Source organism: Rhodococcus sp. MEB064 (genome assembly GCF_000834565.1).
Classification (GTDB): domain Bacteria; phylum Actinomycetota; class Actinomycetes; order Mycobacteriales; family Mycobacteriaceae; genus Rhodococcoides.
On record NZ_JXQS01000022.1, the window covers coordinates 51,686 to 68,690 of the forward strand.

The window sequence follows — 17,005 nt, forward strand, 5'->3', positions numbered from 1 at the left end:
CGGAGGCCGGTCGGTCGGTCGGGACGGGGACTAGCTCAGAACGGACGTCACGGTGGCGGCCGGGCGCGCCAGGATCGTTCCGCGGTCGGTGACGACGAAGGGCCGCTCGATGAGGATCGGATTGTCGAGCATCGCCCGCAGGACGGTCTCGTCGTCGGCCTCGGCCAGAGCGAGTTCCTTGTACACGGTCTCGCGCTTACGGACGGCGGTGCCGGGCGTGAGGCCCGCATCGGCGATGAGACGGCGAAGTGTGTCCTCGCCGGGGGGAGTCTCGAGATACTTGACGACGGTCGGCTCGATTCCGGCGTCGCGGATGGTCGCGAGGACGGTACGTGAGGTCCCGCAGCGCGGGTTGTGATAGATCGTCACTGACATGGAGCAAGTATGACGGGGGTAGGGCAGTGAAGTTCGCGATCGATCACGGGTCGGCGACGGCGCCGTTCGAGCAGCTGCGGGTGCAGATCGTCGCCGCGGTGCGATCGGGTGATCTGATCGCGGGGTCCAAGCTGCCCACGGTGCGTGCACTGGCGGACACGCTGTCGTTGGCGCCGAACACCGTCGCCAAGACGTATCGCGAACTCGAGAAGGACGGCGTGATCGAGACGCGGGGACGGTCGGGCACGTTCGTCGCAGCCGGGGGCGATCCGTCCGCCGGCGCGGTGCAGTTGGCGGCCACGGCCTATGTGAAGGCGGCTCGCCGCGCCGGAATCGACGACGACGTCGCGATGAGGTACGTCCGTACCGCGCTGCGCGAGTTAGGTTGACGCTTCAACTAACTGTGTGCCATCGTGGGCTCCGACCGATCCGACCTACTCATCGAAAATCGAGGCCCCCGACGTGAACACACCTGTCGTCCGAGACATCGCCGCCCTCATCGCGCGCGTCGCCCTGGGAGTCGTCTTCGTCGCCCACGGCTGGCAGAAGCTCAGCACCAACGGACTCGATGCCACCACCGCCGGATTCGAAGGACTCGGCATCCCCGCTCCGAAGGTCTCCGCGTACTTCGCCACCTTCGTCGAACTGATCGGCGGAGGCCTGCTGATCCTCGGTCTACTGACGTCCGTCGCCGCGATCCTGCTGGTGGTCGACATGGTCGGCGCCCTCGTCTTCGTGCACGCGGACAAGGGTGTCTTCGTCACCGACGGCGGCTGGGAACTCGTCGTCGCACTGGGTGCGGGCGCACTGCTGCTCGTCGCCGTCGGATCGGGCACGTACAGCGTCGACCGTGCATTCCGTCGAAACGGCTCGCGGTCGCGCGTCAAGGCCTGACCTGCGCGAACGTCCGTATGGCCCGATCGGTCCGGCTTGTGAACTTGCACCCGGGGCCCGAGGCGAGCAACGTGACTGTTCATGACATCGCGTGTAGAGACCGACACAGGACCCTCGGAGGCCCCCCGGAAGCGCGGCGACAACGGGCGAGACGACGCCGCATCCGCTGAATTACGGACGGCAGCGCCACCCGATCACGGAGATCCCGGTGATCCACCGACACCCGCGCGCGCGACACTGGACCCGATCGTGTTCGGCGTCGCCGCCGCTGTGGTCACGGCCATCATCGTCTGGGGCCTCGCGGGGCCGACCAGCCTCGAGACCGTCACCTCGGCGACGCTCGACTGGCTGGTGACGAACATGGGGTGGCTGTTCATCATCTCCGCCACCGGTTTCGTGCTGTTCTGCATCTACCTGGCGGTCTCGAAGTACGGACGCATCCCGCTGGGCAAGGACGGCGAGAAGCCCGAATTCAAGACCGTCAGCTGGATCGCCATGATGTTCAGCGCCGGAATGGGCATCGGCCTGATGTTCTACGGCGTCTCCGAACCGTTGACTCACTTCGTCACCCCGCCGCCCGGAACCGACAGCAGCGTCGGGACGGCGATGGCGACCACGATGTTCCACTGGAGCCTGCACCCGTGGTCCATCTACGCGGTCATGGGCCTGGCAGTCGCCTACAGCACCTACCGACGCGGCCGCCGTCAGCTGATCAGCTCGGCCTTCTTCCCGCTTCTCGGACGTCGTGCCGACGGTCCCGTCGGCAAGGTCATCGACATCCTCGCGATCTTCGCGACGCTGTTCGGCACGGCCGCGTCTCTCGGTCTCGGCGCACTGCAGATCGGATCGGGCGTCGAGGTCATCGGCTGGCTCGGTGAGGCCGGCACTCTGCTCCTCGTCGCGATCGTGGCCCTGCTGACCCTCGCCTTCGTCGCGTCCGCCGTGTCCGGCGTCGCCAAGGGCATCCAGTGGCTCTCGAACTTCAACATGGTGCTGGCACTGGTGCTGGCCCTGTTCGTGTTCGTTCTCGGGCCGACGGTGTTGATCCTGAATCTCATTCCGACCACCATCGGCGACTACGCGAGCCAGCTGTTCCACATGTCGGCGCGCTCGGCTGCGTCGTCGGATCCCGAGACGGCCTCGTGGCTGTCCTCGTGGACCATTTTCTACTGGGCATGGTGGGTCTCGTGGACCCCGTTCGTCGGGATGTTCCTCGCACGCATCAGCCGCGGTCGCACCGTCCGCGAGTTCATCATCGGCGTCATCGTGATTCCCAGCGCCGTCAGCCTGGTGTGGTTCTCCATCTTCGGTGGAGCCGGCATCGCCGAGCAGCGTGACGGCGTCGACCTGGCGGCACGGGGCAGCAGCGAGTCGCAGTTGTTCGGCATGCTCGAGAACCTGCCGCTGTTCGGCATCTCGACCGTGGTGGTCATGGTTCTGGTCGCCGTGTTCTTCGTCTCGGGTGCCGATGCCGCGTCGATGGTCATGGGCACGCTCAGTCAGCGCGGCTCTCTCGAGCCGAGCCGCTGGGTCGTGGTGTTCTGGGGTGCCATCACCGGTGGAACCGCGGCGATCATCCTGTGGACTGGCGGAGCCGACGCGCTCAACGGCCTTCAGACAATGACGATCATTGCCGCAGCGCCGTTCGTGCTGGTCATGATCGGACTGTCCGTATCGCTCTACCGAGACCTGTCGCACGACCCGTTGGTGTTGGAGCAGAAGCGTTCACGCCTGCGACGCATCAAGGATCGCGGCCGAGCCGAGCTGTAGAAAGAGTTCCGACTGCCCTGTGGCTGTCGAGCCGGCGACTACCGCCAGCTCGGCAGCCACAGCTGGTTCTGCCACATTCCCGCCGTGATGGGCTGACCGGTGAGGATGGGCCATAGCCACACGAAGTTGGCGACGACCACGGCGATGTACAGCGAGACGACGATCAGGCCCGGTCTGCCCCGCAGGCGCCGCAGCACGTCTCCCAGGACCAGAGTCAGACCCATGATCAGGAACGGCGCCAGCGTCGCCGCGTAGAAGAAGTACATCTGACGGTCCAACGTCAGGAACCACGGCAGGATGCCGGCGCCGTAGCCGACCAGGACGACGGCGTAACGCCAGTCGCGTCGTGCCACGGTGCTCCACAGCGCCCACCCCAGCATGGGGAACGCCAACCACCACATCGCCGGCGTCCCGACGAGCATGACGGCCTTCACGCAGTTCGCGCCTGTCGAGCAGCCGGTGATCTGCTGCCCGTCGGCGAAGTAGTACAGCATCGGGCGAAGCCCCATCGGCCACGTCCACGGCTTCGACTCCCACGGGTGCCGGTTCCCTGCCGAATTGGTCAACCCGGCATGGAAGTCCAGAACGTTCCCGCTGTAGTACCAGAGCGAGCGCAGCGCGTCGGGCACGAACGAGAACGGTCCGCCGTATCCGACGTCGGTGCCCACGGCGTGCCTGTCGACGCCCGTCTCGCTGGCGAACCACCCGGCGTACGTCGCCAGGTAGACCCCGACGGGGATCGCGACCAGGGCGTACAGCGCCGGCCCCACGTCGCGCACGATCGTGCCCACCCACGGGCGGGTCACGCCGTACCGGCGACGGGCCACGACGTCGAGCGCCACGCTCATCACGCCGAAGAAGGCGATGAAGTAGATCCCGGACCACTTGGTGCCGCACGCGAGCCCCAACAAGATGCCGGCTCCGAAGCGCCACCAGCGCACACCCAGACGCGGCCCCCACGTGGAGGCGTCGAGTCGGCCGTCCACGGCGGCCCTGTGCAGCCGTTCGAGGACGTCGTCGTGGTCGCGCAGCAGTGCACCGAACGCGGCGACGACGAACACCACCATGAAGATGTCGAGCATGCCCACCCTCGACGTCACGAAGGTGACGCCGTCGGCGATCAGCAGGATCCCGGCAACCGACCCGAGCATCGTCGAGCGCGTCATCCGGCGCACGATGCGGACGACGAGCAGCACCAGCACGACGCCGAACACGGCGGACGAGAAGCGCCACCCCCACCCGGAGTAGCCGAACAGGGCTTCGCCCACCGCGATCAGCTGCTTGCCGACGGGCGGGTGCACCACCAGTCCGTACGCAGGGTTGTCCTCGACGCCGCCGCCGGTGAGCACCTGGTATCCCTGCGGTGCGTAGTGCTTCTCGTCGAACACCGGGGTGCCCGCATCCGTCGGATATCCCAGCATCGTGAATCGCGTGATGGCGGCGATGACCGTGAGGACGCCGGTGGCGATCCATCCCCGCAGTCGGTCGGTCGGCCCGAACACGGCGGACGGCAAGGAGGGAGCGGGGGAGACGAGATGTGCGGTGGGCTGTGCGCCGCCGGGATCCGACGACTCGCGCGCACCGTCGGCACGCGCGGTCAGCAGGGTCACCGTTCGATCGTAGGCTAGGAACGCGCGGGGAGACCGTGACGCAGGATCGCGAACGAGATGAGGGATCACCCGTGCTGGTACTCGGTGCGACACCGATGGGCAATCCCGCGGATGCGTCGCCGCGTCTGCGCGACGCGCTGGCCACCGCCGACATCGTCGCGGCAGAGGACACTCGCCGCACGAAATCGCTGGCCACCGCCCTGGGTGTGAAGATCACCGGGCGCGTCGTCAGCTTCTACGACCAGGTCGAGACCGACCGTGTTCCGGGCCTCGTCGAGGAAATGCGGGAGGGCCGCAACGTCCTGCTGGTCACCGATGCGGGCATGCCGTCGGTCAGTGACCCCGGTTATCGCCTCGTCGCGGCGTGCGCCGAAGCCGGTATCGGCGTGACCTGCCTGCCCGGCCCCTCGGCCGTCACCACCGCACTGGCCCTGTCGGGACTTCCGGTGGAGAGGTTCTGCTTCGACGGCTTCGCTCCCCGCAAGCGGGGTCCCCGCCAGGCGTGGATGCGCACGCTGCTCACCGAGAGCCGGGCGGTCGCGTTCTTCGAGGCTCCACACCGCATCGCCGAGTGTCTGGCCGACGCCGCCCTGGTGCTGGGACACGATCGCCGCGCAGCCGTGTGCCGCGAGCTGACCAAGACCTACGAGGAGGTCAAGCGGGGGACCCTCGGTGAACTGGCCGAGTGGGCCGCCGACGGCGTGCGCGGCGAGATCACCGTCGTGCTCGCCGGTGCCGAACCCACGGTCGCCGACCCGGCGGACCTGGTCGCCGAGGTCGAGGATCTGGTGAGCGCCGGACTCGGACTCAAGGATGCGTGCGCACGGGTAGCCGCGACGACCGTCGCCGACGTGTCGAAGCGGGAGCTGTACGAAGCTGTGCTCGCAGCGCGGGTCTAACCGACAACCTGCTGGCGCAACCCGTCCGTCGCAGTCTCCAGAACGGACTTGGTGCCGCGCTTGACGATGAATCCGGGAACGGGGATCTTCGGGTCGAGGGTGATCTCGAACTCGAGGTGAGTTCCCTTGTCCGTCTCCGTGAGTCGATACTCGGCGTGCTGAGACTTCTGCTGAGTGCTCTCGACGACGTCCCACGCCACCGACGTGTCGGTCCACGTGAACTTCAGCACCTGCTCGTCCGTGATGCCCATGACGGCGACGGTCATGTCGGCGAGAACAGGGCGCCCCTGATCGTCGCGCTCACGCACCGACACCTTCTTGTGGATCGACGACCAGGCCGGAAGACCCTCGAGGTCGGCGATGACGGCGAAGACCTCCGCGAGGGGTGCTTCGATCTCGACTTCTCTGTTTCCGCTGACAGCCATGGGGTGAATGTAACCGACTGTGAACAGCTAGAGGGCGGTTCCGGTGTCACGCACCGGTACGCAGTGCCGGACGGGCGGTTTCCCGCACCCGTTCGTCCACGAACGCCCCGATCTCCGCGACGGCTCGCGCCGATTCCGGAAGAAAATCGGCTGCCTGGAACACGTGGACCTGGTCCTGCCATACCTGCAGACGGCACTCGATGCCGGCGTCGGCGAGTCTGTCCGCCATCAGTTCCGAGTCTGCGTACACCATCTCGGATGAGCCCACCTGGATCAGCACCGGCGGCATCGACGACAGGTCGGCGTCGACAGGGTTCACGCGTGGTCCCCGAACTCCGTCGACCACCAGGCGAGCGTCGACCTCGTCGGCCAGATCCGTCAGAGCCGGAACGGCGTACTTGGGGAACACCGCGCACCGGTCCGCGTTGGCGTGCGCCATCTTCCGCGCCGGATCCAGGTCGGTCAGCGGGGACAGGGCGATGACTCCGGCGGCAGGCGCGAGACCCTGCGTCCGCAGTGCCAGCGCGACCATGAACGCGAGATAGCCGCCGGCGGAGTCGCCGGCGATGAAGATCTGCTCGGGCAGGTACCCCGAGTCGAGCAGGTAGCGGTAGCCGTCGACGCCGTCCTCGACCGCGTGCGAGATCGGATTGTGCGGCATCATCCGGTAGTCGACGGCCAACACGTCGGCACCGGTCGAGCGGGCGATGCGCGAGGTCAGGCGACGATGACTGTTCAGACCGCACACGACGAACGCGCCGCCGTGCAGGTAGAGGATCACGCGGTCCTTGTCCCCGCGGCGTACCGGACGCTCGTCGCGTCCGTCGGCGCCGAGGCGACGCGGCCGGTCGGTGCGGATCCACTCGGCACGACAGTTGTCGAGTCCGACCGGCGAGCAGGTCGTGTCCCCGACAGCAGGCAGGAAGCGGCCGGCGTGGTCGACGAGCGACATGGGCCAGGGAAGTGTGTGAGTTCGAGCCCAGACGCCGAGGAACGGGCGGACCGTCGCCCTCAGATACTTGGACAGGATGGCCGACTGCACGCTGACGCCGTCGAACTCCTGGCGGTCCACCTGATGGGACCGTCCCAGGGCGCGGCGAACTGCCAGTGCTGATCCGCGGTACGACGATGACTGGGACAACGACGGTGTCGACTCGGCCGAGGCGATACTCATGATGCGGCCCTCCACTTCCTTGCTCTTCCTATGAATCGCACGATAGGGCCGAAACGAAACACATCTCGAGGAATAGTTGTAACCGGCGTCACTTCGTGACGTTCTCCAAACGTGGTGGGTGCAGGTCGTAACCTGTGGCCACCACCGTGAACATGCAGGTGAGCCGTACCGCGACAGCGGTAGCGACGCTCCGAGAGAGGCCAGATCACATGCCGTTCATGCCGGTCACCGAGTCGATGTTCCTCCTCGCCGAGACGCGGGAGCATCCCATGCACGTCGGGGGACTCCAGCTGTTCGTCCCGCCCGAGGACGCGGGGGACGACTTCGGGATGCAGATCTACGAGACGTTCCAGGCCGCCACCGACGTCTACAAACTGTTCCGCAAGCGCCCGGCGCCGCCGGTGAACTTCATGGGCACCGTGCGCTGGATCTACGACGAGGAGCTCGACTTCGAGCATCACGTCCGGCGCATCATGCTGCCGCGACCGGGCCGTGTCCGCGAGCTGCTGCGCTACATCTCCGCCGAACACAGTGCGCCGCTCGACCGACATCGGCCGATGTGGGAGCTGCACATCATCGAAGGACTTGCCGACGGGCGCGTCGCTCTCTACAGCAAGATCCACCACTCGCTCGTCGACGGCGTCTCCGCCCTCAAGCTCTTCGAACGCACCCTCTCGGCCGATCCGGACGCGCGGGACTGCGGCCCCATCTGGAATCCAGCCTTGTTCGAGCGCCCGAAGAAGAGCACAGAGGTCGCCAAGGTCGACGAGGGCGGACTGATGTCCCTTCTCTCGACCGGGGCCAAGGCGGCCGGGGAGTTGGCGGGAGTCGGTCCCGCCGCGGCCCGCATCGGCATCAACAAGCTGCGGGGCAACGAGATGGTGCTGCCGCTGACGGCGCCCCGGACGATGCTCAACGTGCCGATCGGCGGAGCGCGGCGGTTCGCGTCGCAACAGTGGTCCAAGTCGCGGATGAAGGACATCGCGTCGGCCCTGGGAGTCACCCTCAACGACGTCGTGCTGACGATGTGCTCGGGTGCGTTGCGCTCGTACCTCATCGACCGCAATGCGCTGCCCGATCAGCCGTTGATCGCCATGGTGCCGGTGTCGATGCGTGAGGCCGGTGCCGACGCGGACGGTGGCAACGCCGTGACCACCGTGCTGTGCAACCTCGGCACGGATCAGCCCGACCCGGAGCGTCGTCTCGCCTCCGTCGTCTCGTCGATGAACGAGTCGAAGGCGATGATGCGCAACTTGTCTCCGCTGCAGGCACTGAGCTACGGTGCCGCCGTGATGGCCCCCCTGTTGCTGACTCCCGTCCCGGGTTTCGTGCGTAACACTCCACCGCCGTTCAACGTGATCATCTCCAACGTGCCCGGCCCGAAGACCGAGATGTACTGGAACGGTGCGCGACTGGACGGGGTGTACCCGGCGTCGATCGTGCTGGACGGTCAGGCGCTGAACATCACGTTGGCCACCAATGCCGACAATGTGAACTTCGGACTGGTCGGAGATCGACGGAGCGTGCCGTCCCTGCAGCGGATGCTCACGCACCTCGACACCGCACTCGAGGAGCTCGAGAAGTTGGCCGACGGGTGAGTCTCGCTCTGCGGCCCATGGTTCCGCGGGACCCGAACGAGAAACATCGAGCTGCGAGTTCGCTGGAGCTGTTCTTCGACCTGGTCTTCGTCGTCGCGGTGTCGTTCGCCTCCGTGGAACTGGCCCATCTGCTGGAGGAGGACCACATCGCGTCGGGCGTCGGCGCCTACGCGATGGTGTTCTTCGCCATCTGGTGGGCGTGGATGAACTTCACATGGTTCGCCACGTCGTTCGACACCGACGACTGGCTGTACCGCGTGACCACCATCGTGCAGATGGCCGGCGTGCTCATCCTGGCCAGTGGTGTCTCCGACGCGATGAGCGACTACGACTTCACGCTGGTGACCATCGGCTACGTCGTGATGCGTCTGGCGATGGTGAGTCAGTGGATACGGGCGGGGCTGCGCAACAGCGAGTTCCGCGCCACCGCCGTGCGGTACGCGGTGGGCATCACCGTCGTACAGGTGTTGTGGGTCGCCCGACTCGCGCTTCCCGACAGCGTGGCCGTGCTCGGGTTCGTCGCGCTGGTGGCCGCGGAGCTCGCCGTCCCGGTGCTGGCGGAGCGCGCGGGACGGACGCCGTTGCACGGCGAGCACATCGCCGAGCGCTACGGTCTCTTCACGCTCATCCTGCTCGGTGAGTCGTTGCTGGCCTCGGCGACAGCCATCGTCGGCGGGATCAACGAACACGATCACACGGTCGAACTCGTCGGCCTCGCGATGGCCACGCTCGTCGTCGTCGCCGGTATGTGGTGGCTGTACTTCTCGGTGTCGCAGGAGGATTCGGTCGGGGCGAGACTCGGCCGCTCGTTGAGCTTCGGCTACACGCACTACTTCGTGTTCGCGGCGGCGGGTGCTGTGTCCGCGGGCATCGAGGTGGCCGTCGCCCACATCGAGGGTGACGGAGCGCTGTCGGACCGTCAGTCCTCCGCCGCGATCACGATTCCGGTCGCGGTCTTCGTCCTGGGGTTCTGGATGGTGGCGATGCGCCGCCGGTCGTCACGGCTGGTGAACATCGTGACGCCGGTCGGCGGTGTGGCCGTGCTCGCGGCCACGGCGGTACCCGGATCGGCCGTCGTCAGTGGGGCCGTGACGGCGGTGATCCTGCTCGTCGTGGTCGGCACGACGGTCGCCGATCGGGCCGCTCACTCCTCCGGTTCGACGTAGCGGGGGAACACGCCCGCAGGCTTGGGCAACGCCACACCCGGCGTGAGACGCGTTGTCAGCGAATCGAATTCGCGCTCCGTCACCCCGAGCAGGTCGAGCAGCTTCGCCGTGCTGTCGGGCATGAACGGCTGGGTCAGCAGGACGGTCACGCGGAGCACCTCGAGGGTCACGTACAGCACCGTCGCCATGCGGGCCGGATCCGTCTTGCGCAGAACCCACGGTTCCTGCGACGAGAAGTAGCGGTTGGTCTCCGCGAGTACCGACCAGATCGCGTCGAGCGCCAGGTGCATCTCGACGGCGTCCATGTGGCCGCGCACCACGGCGTGAAGGTCATCGACGCGAGCGAGCATCGCCTCGTCGTCGGCGGTGAACTCGCCGGGTGTCGGCACCTGCGCATCGCAGTTCTTGGCCACCATGGACAGCGACCGCTGAGCGAGGTTCCCGAGTTCGTTCGCCAGGTCGGCGTTGATCCTGGTGACGATCGCCTCGTGGCTGTAGCTGCCGTCCTGTCCGAACGACACCTCGCGCAGGAGGAAGAAGCGCAGCGAGTCCAGGCCGTACTCCTCGATCAAGGCCGCCGGACTGACGACGTTGCCCACCGACTTGGACATCTTCTCGCCCTTGTTGGTCAGGAAGCCGTGCGCGAACACGCGTTTCGGCAACTCGACACCTGCCGACATCAGGAACGCCGGCCAGAACACGGCGTGGAATCGCACGATGTCCTTGCCGATCATGTGGACGTCGGCCGGCCAGAACTTCCGGAACGACTCGCTGTCGGTGTCGGGGTAGCCGACGCCGGTGAGGTAGTTCGTCAACGCGTCGACCCACACGTACATGACGTGGTCGGGATCGCCGGGAACCTGGACACCCCAGTCGAAGGTGGACCGTGAGATCGACAGGTCCTTGAGACCGGACTTGACGAAGCTCGCCACCTCGTTGCGGCGACCCGCCGGGAGGATGAAGTCGGGACGCTCTTCGTACAGCGCGAGGAGCTTGTCCTGGTACGCGGACAGTCGGAAGAAGTACGTCGACTCCTCCGTCCATTCCACCGGTGTGCCCGACTCGGTCGCGATGCGGGAACCGTCGTCCTGCAGCGTGGTCTCACCCTCGGCGTAGTAGGCCTCGTCGCGCACCGAGTACCACCCGCTGTACGAGTCGAGGTAGATGTCTCCGTTGTCGGTCATCTTCTGCCACAGGTCGCGGCTGGCCTCGAGGTGGTCGGCGTCGGTGGTGCGGATGAACCGGTCGAACGTGATCTTCAGCGACTCCTGCATGGCCTGGAACGCGTCCGAGTTCCGGCGCGCGAGATCGGCGGTGGAGATGCCCTCCTTCGACGCCGTCTGCGCCATCTTCAGACCGTGCTCGTCCGTTCCCGTCAGGAACCGCACGTCGAACCCGTCGAGCCGCTTGAACCGAGCGAGGACATCGGTGGAGATGTACTCGTACGCGTGGCCGATGTGGGGATCACCGTTCGGGTAGGCGATAGCGGTCGTGATGTAGAACGCAGGCTTGTTCGAACCGGTCTCAGTCATGGTGCGCCTACTCTATCTTTCGTGCCGAGAGACCGTCCCGCCCCCGACTTGCCCACTCCGCTCGCACCGCTCGTGGACGCGCACACGCACCTCGACGCATGCGGGGCCACCGATGCAGCGTCGGTCGCGGCGATCCTGGATCGTTCCGAGTCGGTGGGCGTCGGACGCGTCGTCACCGTCGCGGACGACCTGGACGCGGCCCGTTTCGCCGTCGCTGCGGCGCACTGGGATTCGCGCGTCTTCGCGGCCACTGCCATCCACCCGACGCGGGCGAACGTGCTCACCGACGAGGTGAAGACCGAGATCGAACGCCTCGCGCGAGATCCCCGCACCGTCGCCGTGGGGGAGACGGGGCTCGACTACTACTGGCCGGGGAAGCTCGACGGCTGCGCCTCGGTCGAGGAGCAGGTCGACGGGTTCCGGTGGCACATCGACCTGGCCAAGCGCGTCGGGAAGCCGTTGATGATCCACAACCGCGACGCCGACCACGACGTTCTCGCGGTGCTGCTGGACGAGGGCGCACCGGAGACGGTGATCTTCCACTGCTTCTCGTCGGGTCCCGAGATGGCGCAGGTGTGTGTCGACGCGGGGTACGTGCTCAGCTTCTCCGGCACCGTGAGCTTCAAGAACTCGCACGACCTGCGGGAGGCGGCGCAGCTGGTCCCGGACGGGCAGTACTTGCTCGAGACCGACGCGCCGTTCCTGACACCGCATCCGTTCCGAGGTGCTCCGAACGAGCCGTACTGCCTGCCCTACACGGCCCGCGCGCTGGCCGAGGCGACCGGCCGAACCGCCGACGAGGTCGCGGCGTCGGCGACCGCCACGGCCGAGCGGGTCTACCGGCTGGTCTAGTTCGGGGGCGGGAACTCGCCGTACGGGGTGATGGTGTTCCCGGTGAGGTCGAACTCGACGAACGAGGTGTTGGACGGGCAGCAGAACGCGTCGTCGGGGTCTAGCCAGCGGTAGCGCACCGTGACCGTGCTGTCGGTGGCACCGACCACCGAGGTGTAGCTGTACGCATCCGACGTGGCGGTCCCGAGGTAGTCACCCGAGTTGGTGAAGAACAGGACGTGCGACTGCACCGTCCCGTTCCGGATGCCGGTGCCCGTCGCTCGCGCCCACTCCAGCGTCGGGCACCCGTCGGCGCTGGTGCCGGGAGTGTGGTCGTCGATGACGAACACCCCGCCCCGGGAGTCGGTACCCAGATTCGCCACCGCAGTCCGCACGTTCAGCGAGTTCGGATCCACGCACGGCACGACCTGCGCGGGTCGAGCCGGGGCGGGTGCCGGAACGGTGACCGTCTCGGTCTGCGTCTCCACCTGCGGTGCCGGAGCCGGCGCGGGTGGAGACGCAGGCGCCGGAGCGGAGGACGAGGGTGCCGTGTCGTCGACGGGGAGCGCCGTCCCGGTCGTGCCGCCGGAACTGCACGACACGGCCGCCGCGGCGCATGCCGCCACGGCGAGAACGGCCATCGAACGCGAGAGAGTGGTCACCGGGCCTCCTGGGTGTCCGTACCGAGCGTTCTGCTCGGTGGTCGAAGGGTGTGTCGGCGACCACCACCCGATCGTTACCGATGCTCAGGTCACGATCGGGTCGCGGCGACGCGTCAGTCGTCGTCGCCGTAGGTCTCCACCAGTCGATCGAACTCGGCGCGGTCGATCACGCTCGGCTCGTTGATGGCCAGGGCCTGCGCGTACTTACCGGCCAGGTGGTAGTCACGACCCAGGGGTCCGCGTTCGCCGTCCTCGTCGTCGTCCTGAGAGCTAGCGCCGGGCGGCACCTCGTTCTGCAGGCCGTTGGTCTGTGCACCCAATCGAGCGTCGATCTTCGCGGTGATCTTCTGCATCAACTCTTGCTCGTCGCTCATACGCGCCTCTCTCGTGACTACAGGACCTTGTCGAGGAAGTCCCTCGTCCGGTCGTTCTTCGGATTGCCGAACAGCTCGTCCGGAGAACCCTCCTCGACGATGTACCCCTCGGCCATGAAGATCACACGGTCGGAGACCTCACGGGCGAAACCCATCTCGTGCGTGACGACGACCATGGTCATGCCGCCCTTGGCCAGATCGCGCAGAACCTGGAGCACCTCGCCGACCATCTCGGGGTCGAGCGCACTCGTGGCCTCGTCGAACAGCATGATGTCCGGATCCATCGCGAGCGCCCGCGCGATCGCGACGCGTTGCTTCTGCCCACCGGAGAGCTGGGCGGGCTTGGCGTTCTCCTTGTCGGCGAGGCCGACCTGGGCCAGCAGACGCACGGCGTTCTCGCGCGCCTTCGCCTTGTCGGCCTTCTTCGTCTCGACGGGGGCGAGCATCACGTTCTCGACGACGCTCATGTGCGGGAAGAGATTGAAGTGCTGGAACACCATGCCGATGTGCTGGCGCACGGAGTCGAGGTTCACCTTGGGATCGGTCAGATCGAAGCCGTCGACGACGACCGTCCCGCCGGTGATGTCCTCTAACTTGTTCAGGCAGCGCAGGAACGTGCTCTTGCCCGAGCCGGACGGGCCGATGACGCACACCACTTCACCCGAGTGGACGTCGACGTCGAGGCCCTTGAGCACCTCGAGGTCGCCGAACGACTTCTTCAGCCCGATGGCGCGGATCTTGACCTCGCCCGCTGCGGCGTCGGGCGCGATGCTTTCGGTGCTCACTTGTTGATCCTCTTCTCGAGACGGTTCGACAGCATCGTCAACGCCATGATGATGACGAAGTACATGACACCGATGATCAGCCACATGTTGAACGACTGGAAGTTGCGGGCGATGATGATGCGCCCCGACTGGGTGAGCTCGGCCAGGCCGATCACCGACAGGATCGAGGTGTCCTTCAGCGTGATGACGAACTGGTTGATGTAGGACGGGATCATGGTCCGGATCGCCTGCGGCATCACGACCTTGCGCATCGACGTCAGGTAGCTGATGCCCAGGCTGCGTGAGGCCTCCATCTGGCCCTTGTCCACGGACAGGATGCCGCCGCGGACGATCTCCGCCATGTAGGCACCGGCGTTGAGCGAGAGCGTGATGATGCCGGCGGTGAAGGCGGACATCTGGAAACTCAGGGCCGCGGGGATGCCGAAGTAGATGAAGAACGCCTGTACCAGCAGCGGAGTGCCACGGAAGATCGCGACGTAGGTGGCCCCGATGCCGCGCAACCACGCCTTGGTCGACACCCGGAAGAGTCCGAACACGGCGCCGAGGATCAAGGCCAGGACGATCGAGATGACCGTCAGGACGATGGTCAGCCAGAGGCCCTTCAGCAGTTCCTTGTACTCGCTCTTGATCAGTCCGGGGATCGAGTTGTCGGTCTCGTCCGCCGCGGCGCCGATGTAGGTGTTCAGGATCTCGTCGTACTTGCCGGACGAGCGCAGATTGTTCAGTCCGGTGTCGAAGGCGGCGAGAAGCTCGGCGTTGGCGCCCTTGTTCACCGCGAAGCCGTAGTTGCTCGGAGATTCCTTCTCCGTGACCGTCTTCAGGCCGTTCCCCTGAGTGATGCCGTACTGCAGCACGGGGTAGTCGTCGAACACGGCCACCGAGTTACCGGTGCGCACCTCGTCGTACATGCTGGCCGAGTCCGCGAAGTAGCGGGTGGTGAAGCCGTACTGGTCCTTGATGGACTCCGCGAAGTCGGCGCCCTCGGTGCCGTTCTTGACGGCGACCTGCTTGCCGGCGAGGTCGTCGTACGACGCGATGGACGAGTTCTCGAGCACCGCCATCTGTACGCCGGATTCGAAGTACGGATCGGAGAAGTCGAACACCGCTTCGCGCGCCGGCGTGATCGTCATACCGGCGATGACGGCGTCGGCCTGATTGGCCTGCACTGCTTGCAGCGCCGCGTCGAATCCGAGCGGCCGGATGTCGACGGAGAATCCCTGGTCGTCGGCGATGGCGCGGATGAGGTCCATGTCGATGCCGACGAACTGGCCGTCGGAGTTCTGGAATTCGAACGGCGCGAACGTGACATCCGTCGCAACGGCGAACGTGCGTCCCTCGACCGAGCTCGGCGGTGCCGGCTGGGCTCCCGCCGCGGGAGCGAGCATCAGCGCGACGAGCGCCACGACGGCGGTGATCACCGGCACGCGACGGAGTCGTCGCAGACGCGGTGGGGGAGTCGGGTTCACGGAGGGCCTTCCACAAGTGGTGATGACGCCGAGTGCGGCGATGTCGGTCGGATCGGACCCTATCGGCCGAGGGGGACGCGACACCCCTTACTGGCCGGTACGGCACGGGTTTCCGTCCCTGCCCCGGCGTCGGGGGCGCGAAGTTGCCGAACCCACACTCGCTCGTTACCGTATCGTGATCGTTGTGGCCGATATCGACCGTGCTGCACACGAGTTGTGTCCCGAACAAGCAAGGAATTCGAAGTTGCGTTATTCGTCCGTGATGCCGCACGTGCTCCCGATGTCCGAGCAGGCCGTCTGATGTCGCATGTCGCTCGTCTGAACTCTGCCCGCTCGCGCCTCCTCTACATCGTGGTCGCCGCGCTGCTCGCCACTCTCGTCGTGGGCGGCGGAGTCGCCGTCGCGCGCCACAAGACCGTGACCATCGACGTCGACGGCCAGCAGGTGCAGCTGTCCACCATGACCACCGATGTCGGCAGCGCACTCGCTGCCGCCGGCTACGAGCCGACGCCGCGGGACGAGGTCGCTCCGTCCGCGGACGCGCCCCTCGCGGACGGGGAAACGGTGACCCTGCGTCGCGCTCGCGAGGTCACGCTCACCGTCGACGGCGCACCGAGCACCGTCTGGACCACCGCGACCACCGTCGCCGAGGCCAAGGACCAGCTCGGGATCGCTCCCGACGTCCACATCGACGAGCCCGAGACCACGCAGCTGCCCCTCGCCGGCGCCACCGTGAACGTCGTTCTCCCCAAGTCGGTCGTCCTGGCGGACGGCGGTGCCCCGCCCACCCCGATGCGCAAGGCAGCACCGACCGTCGGTGAACTCCTCGAGGCCGCCGGTGCTCCGCTGGTACAGAAGGACACCGTCGAGCCGGCGGCCGACGAACCCCTCGTCGACGGCGCGACCATCACCGTCACCCGCGATCGCACCGAGTCCCTGACCGTCACCGAGCCGGTGAACGCACCCGACGTGCGCATCGAGGACCCGACGATGAACCAGAGCAAGACCGTCGAGGAGTCCGCGGCCACCCCCGGCGTCCAGAACGCGACGTACTCGGTGAACAAGGTCAACGGCGTCGAGGTGTCCCGCACCCTCGTCACCGCGGACGTCACCACACCGCCGGTGGCCAAGACCGTCCGGGTGGGCACCAAGCCCGGTACCGAGGTGCCGCCGGTGCAGAACGGGTCCATCTGGGACGCTCTCGCGCAGTGCGAGGCGACCGGCAACTGGGCCATCAACACCGGTAACGGCTTCTTCGGCGGAGTGCAGTTCGACCAGAACACCTGGGAGCGTCAGGGCGGTCTCAAGTACGCCCCCCGCGCCGACCTCGCGAGTAGAGAAGAGCAGATCGCCATCGCCACGCAGACCCAGGAGACGCAGGGATGGGGCGCCTGGCCGTCCTGCACCAGCAAGCTGGGCCTGCGCTAGTCCCGCGCCCGACTAC

The 17,005-nt window shown here is 66.8% G+C and carries 17 protein-coding genes; 8 read left to right on the forward strand and 9 right to left on the reverse strand.

The window, feature by feature from the left end:
- Positions 1-30 precede the first annotated feature (30 nt).
- The gene (gene arsC, locus RU01_RS11935) at positions 31-375 is read right to left on the reverse strand and encodes an arsenate reductase (glutaredoxin) (RefSeq protein WP_042574771.1); all 345 of its coding nucleotides are present in this window, start codon (positions 373-375) and stop codon (positions 31-33) included.
- 26 nt (positions 376-401) lie between these two features.
- Here arsC and RU01_RS11940 point away from each other — a divergent pair, with 26 nt between their 5' ends.
- From RU01_RS11940 to RU01_RS11950, 3 genes are all read left to right on the forward strand, one after another.
- Positions 402-764: a GntR family transcriptional regulator gene (locus RU01_RS11940; protein WP_042574772.1), complete on the forward strand. Its 363-nt coding sequence runs from the start codon at positions 402-404 to the stop codon at positions 762-764.
- A 73-nt stretch (positions 765-837) separates the two neighbouring features.
- A complete protein-coding gene (locus tag RU01_RS11945) occupies positions 838-1,269 on the forward strand; it encodes a DoxX family protein (protein ID WP_042574773.1) in 432 nt (143 codons plus the stop codon).
- A gap of 81 nt (positions 1,270-1,350) precedes the next feature.
- The gene (locus RU01_RS11950) at positions 1,351-3,039 is read left to right on the forward strand and encodes a BCCT family transporter (protein WP_082043066.1); all 1,689 of its coding nucleotides are present in this window, start codon (positions 1,351-1,353) and stop codon (positions 3,037-3,039) included.
- A 38-nt stretch (positions 3,040-3,077) separates the two neighbouring features.
- Here RU01_RS11950 and RU01_RS11955 read toward each other — a convergent pair whose 3' ends face one another.
- Complete coding sequence (locus RU01_RS11955) at positions 3,078-4,649, reverse strand: dolichyl-phosphate-mannose--protein mannosyltransferase (RefSeq protein ID WP_442970503.1); 1,572 nt, start codon at positions 4,647-4,649, stop codon at positions 3,078-3,080.
- Positions 4,650-4,720: 71 nt separating this feature from the next.
- On the opposite strand from RU01_RS11955, the gene rsmI reads away from it, so the two are divergent.
- Positions 4,721-5,548, forward strand: a complete 828-nt coding sequence (rsmI, locus tag RU01_RS11960) for a 16S rRNA (cytidine(1402)-2'-O)-methyltransferase (RefSeq protein WP_269430125.1) — start codon at positions 4,721-4,723, stop codon at positions 5,546-5,548.
- On the opposite strand, the gene RU01_RS11965 is transcribed toward rsmI, so the two are convergent.
- Together RU01_RS11965 and RU01_RS11970 are read right to left on the reverse strand one after the other, a co-directional pair.
- A complete protein-coding gene (locus RU01_RS11965) occupies positions 5,545-5,973 on the reverse strand; it encodes an SRPBCC family protein (RefSeq protein ID WP_042574775.1) in 429 nt (142 codons plus the stop codon). The two genes, rsmI and RU01_RS11965, sit on opposite strands and share 4 nt — an antisense overlap.
- 46 nt (positions 5,974-6,019) lie before the next feature.
- Complete coding sequence (locus tag RU01_RS11970; RefSeq protein ID WP_156148889.1) at positions 6,020-7,147, reverse strand: alpha/beta hydrolase; 1,128 nt, start codon at positions 7,145-7,147, stop codon at positions 6,020-6,022.
- A gap of 209 nt (positions 7,148-7,356) precedes the next feature.
- Here RU01_RS11970 and RU01_RS11975 point away from each other — a divergent pair, with 209 nt between their 5' ends.
- Complete coding sequence (locus RU01_RS11975) at positions 7,357-8,745, forward strand: WS/DGAT/MGAT family O-acyltransferase (protein WP_042574776.1); 1,389 nt, start codon at positions 7,357-7,359, stop codon at positions 8,743-8,745.
- The gene (locus RU01_RS11980; protein ID WP_231568685.1) at positions 8,742-9,911 is read left to right on the forward strand and encodes a low temperature requirement protein A; all 1,170 of its coding nucleotides are present in this window, start codon (positions 8,742-8,744) and stop codon (positions 9,909-9,911) included. Before RU01_RS11975 ends, RU01_RS11980 begins: the two co-directional genes overlap by 4 nt.
- On the opposite strand, the gene metG is transcribed toward RU01_RS11980, so the two are convergent.
- Positions 9,890-11,443 carry a methionine--tRNA ligase gene (gene metG, locus RU01_RS11985; RefSeq protein ID WP_042574777.1) on the reverse strand — a complete coding sequence of 518 codons (1,554 nt, stop codon included), beginning with the start codon at positions 11,441-11,443 and terminating at the stop codon, positions 9,890-9,892. The genes RU01_RS11980 and metG overlap by 22 nt on opposite strands.
- 21 nt (positions 11,444-11,464) lie before the next feature.
- On the opposite strand from metG, the gene RU01_RS11990 reads away from it, so the two are divergent.
- Positions 11,465-12,295 carry a TatD family hydrolase gene (locus RU01_RS11990; protein WP_042574778.1) on the forward strand — a complete coding sequence of 277 codons (831 nt, stop codon included), beginning with the start codon at positions 11,465-11,467 and terminating at the stop codon, positions 12,293-12,295.
- Here the strand turns inward: RU01_RS11990 and RU01_RS22135 are convergent.
- The 4 genes from RU01_RS22135 to RU01_RS12010 form a co-directional block, all read right to left on the reverse strand.
- The gene (locus tag RU01_RS22135; RefSeq protein WP_052493255.1) at positions 12,292-12,936 is read right to left on the reverse strand and encodes an LppP/LprE family lipoprotein; all 645 of its coding nucleotides are present in this window, start codon (positions 12,934-12,936) and stop codon (positions 12,292-12,294) included. The two genes, RU01_RS11990 and RU01_RS22135, sit on opposite strands and share 4 nt — an antisense overlap.
- A 113-nt stretch (positions 12,937-13,049) precedes the next feature.
- Positions 13,050-13,310, reverse strand: a complete 261-nt coding sequence (locus RU01_RS12000; protein ID WP_042574779.1) for a hypothetical protein — start codon at positions 13,308-13,310, stop codon at positions 13,050-13,052.
- 17 nt (positions 13,311-13,327) lie between these two features.
- The gene (locus RU01_RS12005; RefSeq protein ID WP_082043067.1) at positions 13,328-14,095 is read right to left on the reverse strand and encodes an amino acid ABC transporter ATP-binding protein; all 768 of its coding nucleotides are present in this window, start codon (positions 14,093-14,095) and stop codon (positions 13,328-13,330) included.
- Positions 14,092-15,480 carry an amino acid ABC transporter substrate-binding protein/permease gene (locus RU01_RS12010; RefSeq protein ID WP_082043072.1) on the reverse strand — a complete coding sequence of 463 codons (1,389 nt, stop codon included), beginning with the start codon at positions 15,478-15,480 and terminating at the stop codon, positions 14,092-14,094. Before RU01_RS12010 ends, RU01_RS12005 begins: the two co-directional genes overlap by 4 nt.
- Before the next feature lie 381 nt (positions 15,481-15,861).
- On the opposite strand from RU01_RS12010, the gene RU01_RS12015 reads away from it, so the two are divergent.
- Positions 15,862-16,989, forward strand: a complete 1,128-nt coding sequence (locus RU01_RS12015) for a resuscitation-promoting factor (protein WP_042574781.1) — start codon at positions 15,862-15,864, stop codon at positions 16,987-16,989.
- Positions 16,990-17,005: the final 16 nt, after the last annotated feature.

Coding starts and splice junctions, on each gene's coding strand:
- RU01_RS12015 (WP_042574781.1), top strand. CDS start 15,862: ATGTCGCATGTCGCTCGTCTGAACTCTGCCCGCTCGCGCCTCCTCTAC.
- RU01_RS11965 (WP_042574775.1), bottom strand. CDS start 5,973: ATGGCTGTCAGCGGAAACAGAGAAGTCGAGATCGAAGCACCCCTCGCG.
- RU01_RS12000 (WP_042574779.1), bottom strand. CDS start 13,310: ATGAGCGACGAGCAAGAGTTGATGCAGAAGATCACCGCGAAGATCGAC.
- RU01_RS11950 (WP_082043066.1), top strand. CDS start 1,351: ATGACATCGCGTGTAGAGACCGACACAGGACCCTCGGAGGCCCCCCGG.
- RU01_RS11970 (WP_156148889.1), bottom strand. CDS start 7,147: ATGAGTATCGCCTCGGCCGAGTCGACACCGTCGTTGTCCCAGTCATCG.
- RU01_RS12010 (WP_082043072.1), bottom strand. CDS start 15,480: ATGCTCGCTCCCGCGGCGGGAGCCCAGCCGGCACCGCCGAGCTCGGTC.
- arsC (WP_042574771.1), bottom strand. CDS start 375: ATGTCAGTGACGATCTATCACAACCCGCGCTGCGGGACCTCACGTACC.
- RU01_RS11975 (WP_042574776.1), top strand. CDS start 7,357: ATGCCGTTCATGCCGGTCACCGAGTCGATGTTCCTCCTCGCCGAGACG.
- metG (WP_042574777.1), bottom strand. CDS start 11,443: ATGACTGAGACCGGTTCGAACAAGCCTGCGTTCTACATCACGACCGCT.